At 47.0% G+C, this 13313-nt stretch carries 16 protein-coding genes and 1 pseudogene; all 17 read right to left on the bottom strand.

What is annotated here, in order from left to right; translation table 11 throughout:
• Nucleotides 1-4: 4 nt before the first annotated feature.
• Complete coding sequence (locus HZA49_06010; protein ID MBI5778992.1) at nucleotides 5-1024, bottom strand: DNA-directed RNA polymerase subunit alpha; 1020 nt, start codon at nucleotides 1022-1024, stop codon at nucleotides 5-7.
• 102 nt (nucleotides 1025-1126) lie between these two features.
• Entirely contained in the window at nucleotides 1127-1759 is a 633-nt protein-coding gene (gene rpsD, locus HZA49_06005; protein ID MBI5778991.1) for a 30S ribosomal protein S4, read from the bottom strand.
• Nucleotides 1760-1782: 23 nt separating this feature from the next.
• Complete coding sequence (gene rpsK, locus HZA49_06000) at nucleotides 1783-2223, bottom strand: 30S ribosomal protein S11 (protein ID MBI5778990.1); 441 nt, start codon at nucleotides 2221-2223, stop codon at nucleotides 1783-1785.
• A gap of 53 nt (nucleotides 2224-2276) precedes the next feature.
• A complete protein-coding gene (rpsM, locus tag HZA49_05995) occupies nucleotides 2277-2660 on the bottom strand; it encodes a 30S ribosomal protein S13 (GenBank protein MBI5778989.1) in 384 nt (127 codons plus the stop codon).
• Nucleotides 2661-2746: 86 nt separating this feature from the next.
• A complete protein-coding gene (gene rpmJ, locus HZA49_05990) occupies nucleotides 2747-2863 on the bottom strand; it encodes a 50S ribosomal protein L36 (GenBank protein MBI5778988.1) in 117 nt (38 codons plus the stop codon).
• A 4-nt stretch (nucleotides 2864-2867) separates the two neighbouring features.
• Complete coding sequence (gene infA, locus HZA49_05985) at nucleotides 2868-3083, bottom strand: translation initiation factor IF-1 (protein ID MBI5778987.1); 216 nt, start codon at nucleotides 3081-3083, stop codon at nucleotides 2868-2870.
• A 2-nt stretch (nucleotides 3084-3085) separates the two neighbouring features.
• Nucleotides 3086-3850, bottom strand: a complete 765-nt coding sequence (gene map, locus HZA49_05980; GenBank protein MBI5778986.1) for a type I methionyl aminopeptidase — start codon at nucleotides 3848-3850, stop codon at nucleotides 3086-3088.
• Nucleotides 3851-4498, bottom strand: a complete 648-nt coding sequence (locus HZA49_05975) for an adenylate kinase (GenBank protein MBI5778985.1) — start codon at nucleotides 4496-4498, stop codon at nucleotides 3851-3853.
• Between the two features lies 1 nt (nucleotide 4499).
• A complete protein-coding gene (gene secY, locus HZA49_05970; GenBank protein ID MBI5778984.1) occupies nucleotides 4500-5831 on the bottom strand; it encodes a preprotein translocase subunit SecY in 1332 nt (443 codons plus the stop codon).
• Nucleotides 5828-6283, bottom strand: coding sequence for a 50S ribosomal protein L15 (gene rplO / locus HZA49_05965; protein MBI5778983.1), 456 nt, complete (start codon nucleotides 6281-6283; stop codon nucleotides 5828-5830). Before rplO ends, secY begins: the two co-directional genes overlap by 4 nt.
• 3 nt (nucleotides 6284-6286) lie before the next feature.
• Nucleotides 6287-6766 (bottom strand): 30S ribosomal protein S5, encoded by a 480-nt coding sequence (gene rpsE / locus HZA49_05960; protein MBI5778982.1) that lies wholly within the window; start codon nucleotides 6764-6766, stop codon nucleotides 6287-6289.
• 141 nt (nucleotides 6767-6907) lie between these two features.
• A complete protein-coding gene (locus HZA49_05955) occupies nucleotides 6908-7276 on the bottom strand; it encodes a 50S ribosomal protein L18 (GenBank protein MBI5778981.1) in 369 nt (122 codons plus the stop codon).
• 15 nt (nucleotides 7277-7291) lie between these two features.
• Nucleotides 7292-7846, bottom strand: a pseudogene (gene rplF / locus HZA49_05950) (50S ribosomal protein L6).
• A gap of 113 nt (nucleotides 7847-7959) precedes the next feature.
• Nucleotides 7960-8823: a hypothetical protein gene (locus HZA49_05945; GenBank protein ID MBI5778980.1), complete on the bottom strand. Its 864-nt coding sequence runs from the start codon at nucleotides 8821-8823 to the stop codon at nucleotides 7960-7962.
• 548 nt (nucleotides 8824-9371) lie between these two features.
• Nucleotides 9372-9758 (bottom strand): hypothetical protein, encoded by a 387-nt coding sequence (locus tag HZA49_05940; GenBank protein ID MBI5778979.1) that lies wholly within the window; start codon nucleotides 9756-9758, stop codon nucleotides 9372-9374.
• Between the two features lie 32 nt (nucleotides 9759-9790).
• Complete coding sequence (locus HZA49_05935) at nucleotides 9791-10891, bottom strand: hypothetical protein (protein ID MBI5778978.1); 1101 nt, start codon at nucleotides 10889-10891, stop codon at nucleotides 9791-9793.
• A gap of 19 nt (nucleotides 10892-10910) precedes the next feature.
• The coding region (locus HZA49_05930) for a hypothetical protein (GenBank protein ID MBI5778977.1) at nucleotides 10911-13313 on the bottom strand (2403 nt) is incomplete at its 5' end.

The following is a 13313-nucleotide window of genomic DNA, read 5'->3' as shown; positions in this document are numbered from 1 at the left end:
ATATTTACTCTTTCTCTGCTGTAACTGCGGTCAGGTCCATGCCCAGGGTCAGGCCCATCATCTCGGATAATTTCTTCTTGACCTCTTTAAGCGAGGTCTTGCCGAAATTCGGGGTCTTGAGCAGGTCCAGTTCGCTATAAGCAACAATATCCTTAATGGTCTGGACCTTAAGTTTAACCAGGCACCTAGAAGCCCGGGTGGACAGGTCAAGTTCTGCGATGGGCAGGGCCAGCTTCTGATGGAGCTTAGCCACATACTCTTCCTTCTTGATGGTTTCCTTTTCCTTGCGGTCATCCACCTGCATCTCCCGGCCCACATCCTGGTATTGGACAAACGGATTAAGATGCTTGCGGTATATCTTTGACGCCTCAACCAGCCCCATTTCCGGACTGATGGAACCTTTGGTGAATACATCCAGAATCAGGCGTTCGTAGTCGGTGCGCTTGCCGACCCGGGTATTTTCTACCTGATAACTGACCCGGGTAACCGGCGAGAAGAGCGAATCCATCATGATCATCCCGATTTCGTGCTCCTCGTCGGAAGTCAGGTGCTCTTCAGCCGTGACATAGCCGCGGCCTCTTTTAACCGTCAACTCCAGGACAAAATCGCGCTCCTTGACCAGGGTGGCAATATGCAAATCGGTGTTAATAATCTGGATGGTCGGGTCGGGCTTGAAATCCGCGGCCGTAACCGCGCCCAGACGGTCCACTTCCAGGTATAATTTCTTAGGCTCGCTGGAATCCATCTGAACCACGAGTTTCTTCAGGTTCAGGATAATCTCCACCACATCCTCCCGGACGCCGTCCATGGTGGAGAACTCGTGTTCCACACCTTTAATCTTGACGCAGACCGGAGCCGCGCCTTCGATGGAACTCAGGAGTATCCGGCGCAGGCCGTTTCCGATGGTGTGGGCAAAGCCGTGTTCAAACGGCTCCACGATAAACTGGCCGTAGGTGGCCGTGCGGGTCTTCTCGTCCAGGGTTGCGCGCGCGGGCATTTCAAATTCTCGCCATCTTACTCTCATATCTAAACCTCTCTTACTCACTGTTAGAGCCATGTCCGTCAGGACGGGGGCGTTACAGTGAGTTAGACCCCCCGATGTCCTTAGGGGGACTACCTTATTTCATTATCTTGAAGCAAATTCTACAATTAATTGTTCGTTAACCGGGACTGAAATATCCTCCCGTTTAGGCAACTGGATAATTTCTATGTGCTTAATATCGTCTTTGCGCTTGAGCCAGGTGGGAATCTGTTCCTTCTTGGCAATGTCTTTCCATGTGACCACCAGTTTCTGGCTTAACTCGTGTTTGTGGGGCGCGATGACGTCGCCGGCATGCACATTAAATGAAGGAATAGACACCTTTTTATTATTGACCATAATATGCCCATGGTAGATAAACTGCCTGGCCTGGGTGCGCGAGGTGGCCCAACCGGCGTTATAAAGCACGTTATCCAGCCGGGTTTCCAGCAGGACCAGGAGGTTTTCCCCGGTATTGCCGGGCTGGCCCACGGCCTTTTGGAAGTATCTTTTGAATTGCCGTTCGCCGACGCCATACATCCGTTTAATCTTCTGCTTTTCCCTGAGGTGCAGGCCGTAATCGGTCAGGCGGCCGCGTTTCCTTTTTGTCCCGTGCTGTCCGGGCGGTTGGGGCCGTTTTTCCACGGCGCACCGGGCGGTTTCGCACCGCTTGCCTTTCAGGAACAGTTTTATCTTTTCCCGACGGCAGAGCTTGCATTTTGCATCAGTCATTTTTGCCATTAAATTTTAACTCCTTACTTAACTTATACCCTTCTCTTCTTACGAGGCCGGCAGCCATTATGCGGCAACGGCGTTACATCTTCAATGGAAGTAATAATCAAACCTTCGGCCTGGAGCGCCCGAACGGCGGATTCGCGGCCGGAACCGGGGCCTTTAACCCGGATTTCCAGCTCCCGGACCCCGTATCTGCGGAGCTTATCAACCATGCTGGCCGCGGCTTTCTGGGCCGCAAAGGGCGTGCTCTTGCGCGAGCCCTTAAATCCGATAGTCCCGCCTGAAGCCGTGCACAGGACATTGCCCTGCTCGTCCGTCACGGTGATAATCGTATTATTAAAGGTTGATTTTATATGCGCCACGGCTTTGGGCACGGTCCGCTTGATTTTCTTTTTAGCGGGCTTTGGGGCAGGCGCCGCCTGCTTTTCCTGTTTGCCCTGTTTCTGTTTGTCTTCCGGTCCGCCCTCCATTACCTTGGCTTTCTGTGTTCCCATATTTTATAATCCTTCTCTTAAAGTTCAGGTTATGTCTTTTCCAGCGCCATCTTCTTGCCGGCTACGGTCTTACGCGGTCCCTTGCGGGTCCGGGCATTGGAACGGGTGCGCTGTCCGCGGGCCGGCAGGCCTTTACGGTGGCGCATACCCCGGTAAGAACCGATATCTCTAAGCCGCTGGATATTCTGGGCAATCTGACGCCTCAATGCGCCTTCAACCGTATAGCGCTTGTCAATAGCTACATTAAGTCGGCTAATCTGGTCCTCAGTCAGGTTTTTTACCCTGATATTACCGTCAATACCGGTTTCTTTTAATATCTCTTTTGTGTTAGACATTCCTATCCCATAAATATAGGAAAGCCCGACTTCAACTCTTTTATTCGGAGGCAATTCAACTCCAGCAATACGCGCCATAAATTAGTTTTTCCCTTTCTTATCCCGCTGAAACGGGATTAGGCTCCGCCGATGGCACTATCGACGCCACGGGTGGCGGAACACGTCTATTTTCCCTGTCTCTGTTTATGCCGAGGGTTAGAGCAAATAACCCGGATGACTCTTTTTCTCCTGATTATCTGGCAATTCTCGCAAATCCGTTTTACCGATGGCCGAACTTTCATAAAATTATCCTCTGTAAACAATCCGGCCTTTGGACAGGTCATAGGGGGAGATTTCCACCTGAACCCTGTCACCGGCCAGAATCTTGATAAAATGCATCCTTAATTTCCCGGCCACATGGGCCAGGATTATATGCTTGTTCTTCAATTCCACCTTGAACATCGCATTGGGCAACGCCTCTAAAACTATCCCTTCCGTTTTAATCGCTTCTTCTTTGGCCATACTTAATTTATAGACGTCAGAATCTCTCCTTTATCCTCTTTTACCAGAATCGTATGCTCAAAATGAGCCGAAAGCTTGCGGTCTCTGGTAACGACGGTCCAGCCGTTGGCCAGGGTTTCCACTTCATAAGTGCCCTGATTGACCATCGGCTCTATTGCCAGCACCATTCCTTCCTTAAGAATAACATTATCTTCCAGCCTGGCGACGGTCTTATCCACATAATTCGGTATCTGCGGGTCTTCGTGCAGCGCCGAACCGATGCCGTGCCCGACCAAATCGCGCACCACCGAAAAACCGTTGGACTCCACAAAGCCCTGGATAGCCGCGGATATCTCCGATAATTTTATACCCGCTCTTATTTTATTTATAGCCCGGCGCAGCGATTCCCTGGTTACCTCAACCAGTTGCTGTGCCTCGGGGCTTATTTTGGCCAGCGGTACAGTCAGCGCCGCATCGGCATAATAGCCCTGGTAGCCGACACCGATATCAACGCTGACAATATCGCCCGCCTTAAGGATGCGTTTATCCGGGATGCCGTGCACTACCTCCTCGTTGACCGAGACGCAGATATTAGCCGGATAACCCCGGTATCCTTTGAAAGCCGCCTTGCCTCCTTTTTCGTGGATATATTTAACCACCGCGTCATCAAGCGATTTGGTGGTAATACCCGGTTTGGCGAGTGCCGCGGCCAGATTAAGAGCGCCGGCGACAATCGCACCTGCCTGGCGGATTAACTCTATCTCGCGAGGCGATTTACATTTTATCATCTAAGCCACAGGGACTTTTAGTTTTTCCCTGATACTGTGTTCAATGGCATTTATCGGAAGATTGCCATTGATACTTATCAACCTGTCCTGGTAGTAATCCACCAATCCCTTGGTCTGATCCAGATAAATCTGATAGCGTTTTATCACGGTTTCCTGCTTGTCATCATCACGCTGGTATAAGTCACTGCTGCAGGAATCGCATTTATCTGCGGTCCTGGGCGGCGAGTATTTCATATGGTAATTGGCCTTGCATTTCTTGCAGACGCGCCGGCCGGAAATCCGGTCTATCGCCACATCCTGCGGGATTTCCAGATAAACTACCTTATTGACTTCTTTGTTGATTTCCATCATGGCCCGGTCCAGCGCCTTGGCCTGGACGCTGTTGCGCGGAAAACCATCCAGCACGAAGCCGTTTACGCAATCCCTCTGGGTCACCCGCTCTTTTATCATGCTGATTACGTCAATGTCAGGTACTAACCCGCCCTGGTCCATAAATGACTTGGCCTTAAGCCCGAGAACGGATGAATTACCCACTTCCTTGCGGAGCATATCACCGGTGGAAATAAAAGGTATCTTAAGATGCTGGGCCAGCACTGACGCCTGGGTTCCCTTACCCGAACCCGGGGCTCCTAAGAAAACTATTATCATTTTATCTCCTTCCCCTTATCCGGCCTTTTTTCAGGAAACCGTCGTACTCTCTGACCAACAATTGCGACTCTATCTTCTGCATTAAATCCAGCCCCACGCCCACGACAATCAGGATGCCGGTGCCGCCCAGGAAAGAGGTTAAATATTTATCAACACCCAAGGCATAGGAAGCCATGTTAGGCAAAAGAGCTATTACCACAAGGAAAGTCGCGCCCACGATGGCAATCCGGTTCATTATCCGTTCCAGATATATGGCCGTGTCATAACCGGGCCTGATGCCCGGAACAAAACTGCCCCATTCCTTGAGGTTTTCAGCCATCTCTACCGGTCTAAAATATAACGCGGTCCAGAAATAAGTAAAGAAAAATATGAGTCCGACATACAACAAACTATAGATAAATCCGGCCTCGCCCCGGCTGAATACATGCACCAGAAAATCAGACTTGAATACCCGGCCAATCATATCCGGGAAAGCCATCAGGGTGGAGGCAAAGATAACCGGCATCACGCCGGCCTGGTTTATGCGCAGGGGCAGAAAGTGCCGCTGCCCGCCAAACATCTGCCGGCCCCTGATATGCTTGGAATACTGGACCGGAATCCGGCGCTGCGCCTGGGTCATATACACCACCGCCACAATAACCGCAACGTATATCAGGATAATCATAATGGGCTTATCCGCACTGATTTGACCATTCGAAACATCATAAACCATATTCCCGATTGCATCCGGCATACGGGAAATAATACCGGTCATAATAATAAGGGAAGCTCCGTTGCCGATTCCGAATTCCGTAATCTGCTCGCCCAGCCACATCACGAATAAAGCGCCGGCCGTCAGCGAAAGCATTGCGGTCAGACCGAATGACCAGAAACCAGGATTTGCCACCAACGCCTGACCACCGATATTCCCACCGGATGATTGCAGATACAAAACCGTCCAGAATGCCCAAAAAATACAAATCGGCAGGGTAACCAGCCGGGTATACTGGCTTATCTTGCGATAACCGGAAGGCCCTTCCTTGCTGAGCGCCTCTAATTGCGGAATAACCTTTACCAGAAGCGAGAATATAATCGAAGCCGTGATATAGGGCATTATACCCAGCGAAAAGATAGAGAGCTGTGAAACCGAACCGCCTGAAAACAGGCTGACAAACCCGTAAAGCCGCCCGGCGTCCTGGGATAACTGCTTCATCCACTGGGCTAAAACATCCTTATCAATACCCGGAATGGTAATAAAGTATCCCAGCCGGAAGACAATCAAAAGCGCAAAGGTAAAAAGAATCCGGCGCCTTAATTCCGGCACCATGAAGATATTGGTAATGACTTCTTTTATTCTTTGCATGTGATAACTTTGCCGCCTTTTGCTTCTATCTTCTTTTTTGCGGATTCGCTGAAATAGTGGACTTCTACAGTCAGGCCTTGTTTCTCCAATTCGCCTTTGGCCAAAACCTTTATCTTATCAAACGCGCCCTTCAGTATTCCTTTTTCCACCAGTGCCGCCTGATTAACCGTCGCGTCCGGCTCAAACCTGTTCAAATCCCGGAGATTAATAATGGCAACTGTTTCCTGGAATCTGGTATTATGGAATCCCCTTTTAGGCGTCTTTCTGACCAGGGTCATCTGTCCACCCTCAAAATAACCTCTGCGCTTATAGCCGCTCCGGGCCGACTGGCCCTTGCCGCCCCGGCATGAGGTTCCGCCGTGGCCACAGCTGTCGCCGCATCCGCGCCTCTTGGCCTTTTTATGGTATCTCCTGACTGCTTTGCTTAATTGGGTAAGATTCATATTTTAATTCTCACTATGCTCCCGCCCGGGCTGGACGGTTCTTAATAATGATTTTCTTTCCTGGTATGTTCTAATCGACAAAAGCGCATTGACGGTAGCTTTGACGACGTTGGTCGGATTGGTGCTACCCATCACCTTGGCCAGGATATCCTTAACCCCGGCCAACTCTAAGATGGCCCGGACCGACGAACCGGCGATAATCCCGGTACCCCGGCAGGCCGGCCTGATAATCACTTCGGTGGCCCCGTATTTACCCCAGATTCGGTGCGGCAACGTGGTATCCTTCATCGGCACGTGCACCAGATTCTTCTTGGCGTCTTTCACGGCTTTCTCCACGGCAAAGGGAACTTCATTGGCATTACCCTTGCCGAAACCAACCTTACCGTGCCGGTCGCCTACGGCCACTAAGGCCGCAAAACTAAATCGCTTGCCGCCCTTGACTGTCTTGGAAACACGCCTGATTTTGATGACAATCTCTTCTATCCCGCCTTCCGGCTTCTCTTTCCCCGGACCACCTTGTTGTCTATTAGTATTTTCCAATGTAAGCTACCTTTCTTACTCGCAGTCAGCCCATATGGGCGTTAGAACGAGTTAGATGGCGCCATCGGCGCCATTCCTTTTAACTTAGAATTTCAATCCGGTCTTTCTGGCGGCTTCAGCCAAGGCCTTGATACGCCCGTGATACGGAAAACATCCCCGGTCAAAGACCACCTTTTTAATACCCTTGCCCAGGGCCAGTTCCGCCAATTTCTTACCTACTTCTTTGGCAGAGGCAATATTGCCGCCGCTTTTGATAACCTTCTTTATATCCGGCGACTGAGTTGATACCGCACAGACCGTCAATCCCTTGTGGTCATCTATTATCTGGGCCCGGATATGCTTTAAACTCCGGCAGACGCTTAAACGCGGCTGTTCGGGTGTCCCGATTACGTTTTTCCTTATGTGTTTATGCCTTCGCTGGCGCCTGGCTAACTTCTGTTCTTGAATATTCATAATTTATTTTGCTCTCTATGCGGTTCCCGATACAAAGGTCTTGCCGGTCTTTCGCTTAATTACCTCATCCGTATATTTAATGCCCTTGAGATTATACGGCTCAGAGGGCTTGATGGCCTTGATTTTGGCGGCAAAGGCGCCGACCACCTGTTTATTGACGCCCTGGATTACCAATAGGTTGGGATTGGGTATGGTCACGGCTATACCGGCCGGAACATCCACCTTAACCGGATGCGAATATCCCAGGCTGATAGCCAGATTCTTGCCGTCCATCACCGCCTTGTAGCCGGTGCCGATAATTTCCATCTTCTCCTCGTAGCCATGATGCACGCCGATAAGCATATTATTTATATGGCTCCGGATAGTGCCGTGATTGATATTATCCTGAGGTATCACATAGGTGGTTTCCACGGCCAGTAATTTCTTGGCCTCGTCAACCTTTACCTTGACATTACCCGGCAGTTTATATTCCAAGACACCTTTGGGGCCTTCGGACTTGACAATATTGCCGTTAACGGACACCTTGACCCCGTCCGGAATCGGTACCGGTTTCTTCCCTAAACGTGACATAGTATATTACCTTTCTACAAAAATACACGAACTAATTTGTATAAACTATTTTAGTTGTAAAGTCAAATATTTGGGGGTAAAATAATATTATTTTCTGGCCGCGCATCCCATATCTAACCACCCGCCACCTGGATATCCAAGGCCAATGATTTGCGTATGCCGTTGGGCTTGGTTGAGTCGGGCGTTGAAATGACTGTAAAATCTATATGTGAAGTCGCAACGGAGTTCGCTATCGCGGTCACTGCGGTGTTCCGATTATTTCGGAACGAATCGCCAGCCGGACTAAATGGCGCAATCTCAGGACGGCGATATTCGTTGACCAATTGATTTATCTCCTCATTAGCCCTCATAATGACATCTTCCTTATAGTCCTGGGTGATTATCTCACTGCCCCAGTGAACAATCCGGCTGTCTAATCTGCGCCTGAACTTGTTAAGCTTCTCTAGGGTGGTGATGACCATGGGTTCACCTTCAAGAGGAACGTTTCGAGCCCTTAGATAATCAACCAACTTACTGCCGCCTGTCAACGCCATTATCGCCATAGTTGACAACCCCAAAATATTACCGGCTTTATAGCCCTTGAGCGGGCCGAGGTATTTGCACCATTTTCTGGCATATTCTCTTTGCCCGTATTCCAGTTTTTCTTCGTATTTACCGCTTTCATAAAGCGTCTGGCGCGACTTGAAATAACGTTTCCCGGCCCCGGCCAAACTATCATTCGTCTTATTCATTATGTCCTTGTAGGTCAGGCCGTGTTTTGAAGTCCATTCCGGGTTGATAAAAGAGGCAATGGTGTTCATAGTCGGGTCGCCAATCTTTTCCTTAAAATCCTTTTGGGTTTTGACCGCCTTCTTTAGCCCTTTATAGGTCTTGGAAACCGCTTTTTTGGCCCCGTTTACCCATTTATCCCTAATTTCAGGAGGGATTTCGGTAAAATACGGCGCCAACAGCCTGGTTTTGAATTCTATAAGCCCCATTTTTATATCTCCTTATAAATTAAACCGTTGTAGTAAACAGGAGTGACCCCACCCTCCCCCCTTACCATTACCCATACCCCCCTGTAAGAGTATGCATACTACCCTTTGAGGTTATGCATACCCCCCTGTAAGGCCATGCATACTACCCTTGAAGGCTATGCATACTACCTTGTGGGGTTATCCATACTATCCTGCAAGGCTACTCATACTACCTTGTGGGGTTATCCATACTACCCTGCAATGTTACCCATACTACCTTGTGGGGTTAGGCATACTACCATGCAATGTTACCCATACTACCTTATGCGGTTACCCATACTACCCTGTAAAGCCAAGCATACTACCTTGTGGCGCTACCCATACTACTTTGTCGGGCCAGGCATACTACCTTGGTTGGCCAGGCATACTCCCCTGGCAGGAACCTCATACCCCAAAAAGAAAATGTTGAATTGAACCAATAATCTGTGTTTATCTGTATAATCTGCGGTTAAGAACCGGCCGGGAAATATTCGCTTGCGTTCCCCGAAAACGTTCGGGGAGCCGCGCGGTTACGCAGTAGCGTATTCAGTGAGTTTAATCTCAATCCCTTTGATTCCGCTTGATGGCTTGGTCTGATGGACCGGGAATGACCGGCTCTGCTCCGGGTATTTGATTCCGAACTGGTTAAAGAAGGTCTTGCCATTGACCACGGCAATAAGCCCGGTCTTGGTCAGATTGACCGGGAGCACAAACTCGCCTTTCCTATCATTGCGGAATGCGAATGCCACCTTCTTCATATCCGGCTCGTAATAGAGTTTGACATATTTGCAGTTAGTGGGTTTAACATAAGTATCATAGCAAGCCTTATTAAAACAAATCAGACCGGTGGACAGGATGCTGATTATGGGCTTGTCTCCGAACGCCTGCCACTTACCCTTGAATGCTTTATAAGACATATAAATAACCTCTGGCGAAATTCCTTTAAACTCTATTTATCCCTGGGCGGTTGCTTGTCCTCTGGTTTCTTTTCCGCCTCTTTCAGGAATAGGACCGGTTCGGAATTGATTTCTTCCTTGGTCTCGCCTTTGTCATTGATGAGTTTCCAGTAGACCTTGTATGTGCCGGGCTCGTCAAAGGATACGCCATAATCCTTGCCGACTTGCAACAAGTCAATCCGCCAGGATTGCTTTTCAGTTGGCTTAATAGTCAGGGTTTTAATATCCTTTTCTTTTACTGAAGTAAAACATTCAGTTTCATCACCGTTGGGTTTAACTATTACAATTTTATTGTAATTACTAAGAATTTGAGTCGTCTTAATATCTTTTTTAGTATCGTTCATCAACGTAAACTCTAATAGAGTAGCCGGCTGGTTTGCTATATGAACAATCTTTAATAAGCTTGATTTACTAACCTCATCTTTTTGAAGTACATTTTTATAATTCGTTGTTTTTTCATTTATTGCCTCTTCATAATGAGGCACCTTATCTATTCCTTCCATCCCTTGCTCTTTTAGAAGTAAAATCGGTCCGGCTAAATATTCCATACTTTCAAAACTGCTTTGCGTCTTCTTGTCTTCCGGTTTCTCATATACAACATATGCACTTACTCTCCAATACAGTTGATAAATACCGGCCTCTTCCGAAAATTCCCGATAAGGATTCCGATTATCGGACGAGCGAAACCAAAGCCCATCTGCAATATTATATCGCCAGGACTTTGCCTGAAATGCTTTTATCATCAAATTATTGTTCCAATTGTCTTTACGCATATACCGACTTCCATAATTGACATTTTCAATCCTTGGCAATATTTTATCCAGAGTGTTTCGCATAATGGTAAAGTTGCTATTTTCATTCAAATTATACGCCCAGATTACCTGATCGCTGTTATTCCTAATGGTGAATTCTAATACTGAGGATGGCTGCCCGATGACAGATGACACCTCCAATAAAACCCTATCTTTTATCTTTTCTTCCAGCGTTTTCTCTGGAGTTTCCTGACTTTTAATATTAATGGGCACAGCAAATAACATGCCCATAAACAAAAATATAGTAATTAATTTAAACATCTTTTTGTTAGTTATATTCATAATCATGCTCCTTTTTTAGTTATCGTAAGTCTGGTGCTTCGCGGATAAATGAAATACAATCATCTTCGGGAGTTTTGTTTTTATTGCTATAATCAAACTCTGCTATTTCATCAAGGGTGTCTGAGTCGGTCATAACGCACTGGTCATCACCCTGATGATTAAGGCACTCCCCACCATCTACATGACTAATAATTTTCTGATTTAACCCAAACTGATGTCCTATTTCGTGCACCACCGTGTCAGCAATCGCCTTCTTATTTTTCTCTTCAGGAAAATAGTCAAAACGACCAACATATATACAGGTAATATTAATGTCTTCATCAGTGCTACCCATTGTTCCCGGCACGTAAAGTTTATTTGCGGCTACTATTTGAAATACATTTGAGAACGCTAATTGATTTTTGAACCAGTGGCTGCAAAAATTATCTCGCTCGTTACCTGGCGGAAATTCGGTGTATTTGGGTATGTTACCACTACCGTCAAAGCTCTGAACGAATTCGACAAAAGTCCCGCCGTCACTGCCATCAGTATTGCTGCCATATGTCTGCTCAAGATAGTCAAAATATACTTCATAGGTGGTGTTATCGTTTGCAAGTTTCACGCCGCCATATTTACTAAAACTCTCGTCCAAATCTGCAACGGTTATGAGAAAACTACTCTTGTCGGTAATAATCCGTGGAACCGATGTCCCATAAGTATCAAACAGAATAACCATATCACCAATTGAAAAATCATCTGTATTGTCAATACTTATATTATCATCGTCTTCATCTTCATCCGGACTAAAAGGTTGGGTTAATGTGGCACCCTTAGTATACATCTTATCGTACTCCAAATAAACCCTCTTCCAAGCAGTGAACACCATTGACTTTCCGGCTATCTGAGAGAAGTTATCCGTGAAACTGGCCTCAATTCGATAATTGTCGCCGGAACATTGCTTGGTGATATACAATGTCGTTTCGGCAGCAAGTACTTGCTTATTATTTATGTTACATAGCGTTGCTTCGTTGCGATTCTGGCTTAATCGGACTTTTTTATTTGTCACATCCGCATTATCGCCACCTTTATCGTCTTTTTCATACTGCGATTTATCATCCGGGTCTGGGTCAATCACTCTAAAATATATGATTCTATCTTTTAAGTTGTTCGGAAGAATATGGGCAGTAATAGTAACTTGGCCATCTGTTCTTTGCGCCACTTTATTATCTTTGGTAGACTTAATTGCTGTATGATATTTTTTGTCTTGTTTAGCAGAAATCAGTATCCGACCTTCCTTACCAGCGGTAAAATCGTTTTCAACCGGATGAACAATAATTTCGCACACTGTTAATGTCACATTATCGTTTGTAACCGCATCATACCATAATTCCAATGTTACATCTCTCTCAAAATCGCTCCCCTTATAACCTTCTATCCATAATTCTTTGGGTAACTCCTGTCCGGGCGTCCATTCTTTTTGTGCGGCGCTTCCTGCGCCTATTATCTGCGTCCATTTTTCATCTTTACCAACCTTATCAACCGACCAGATTTTTATACGTTCACTACCCTGTGCTTTTAGGATAAGATTACCCTCCTTTATTTCATTCCAGTAACTTATATACATGCCTAACCGGCTTAAATCGTCATCATTAACCAGCTTGCCTGTATTATCAAAAAGCGGTCTTGTTTTTTCATCTTTATCAGCCGTATCATTTTCATTATCATCGTCGTTATTCACTCCGATGTAGGCGCCGGGGTCTTCTTCATCTTTCTCATTCCCTAAAGTTAGATTAACCCTCACCGGTTCTACCACAACCCAGCCGTTTAATGGCTCTGATGAATTGCCTACTCTATCTTTAGCCGTAAAAATCACCACGGTAGTTCCCACCTGGAATACAGATGGCGCATTATTTGTAGGCGGAGGTTGCCCGGCAACCAAACCGACACCAACATCAGAGGCACCGAAACCGTTTAACCACTTCTGGATTTCAGGGTCGCTTTTGGATATGCCATCTGGTATTTTCTGTATGACGGTTATGGTTATGACCGCAGAACCATTTACTATGGGGTATGATACGATAGGCGGAGCCCGGTCAATTCCAACCTGGGCTGTCTTTTGATTGCTGGCGTTACCGGCTAAATCGTTGACAGGTCCCCTTGTATATTCATTAAATGACACCTCTCCGAAACCCGGGTCTGGGATATTAATAGTATCAACTATCATTGTATCAGAACCATTGGCAAAACCGGAAGGCGGGCTTCCCCCGTCTTTGGCAGTAAATACCAGATTTATGGGCCCAGCGGCATACCAGCCGCTGGCATTATCGCTGATTTTAGGAGATGTTAAATCAATCTTAATCTTAACTGTTTTCTTGTCGGATTCATTACCAGCATTATCCTTGGCAACTCTTTCTATACTATGAATCCCTTCTGCATCGCGTTT

The sequence above is a fragment of the Planctomycetota bacterium genome (assembly GCA_016235865.1).
In the GTDB taxonomy this organism is placed as follows: Bacteria; Planctomycetota; MHYJ01; order JACQXL01; family JACQXL01; genus JACRIK01.
The sequence above is the reverse complement of the archived record's forward strand: the minus strand, read 5'-3'. Positions and strand labels throughout refer to the sequence as shown.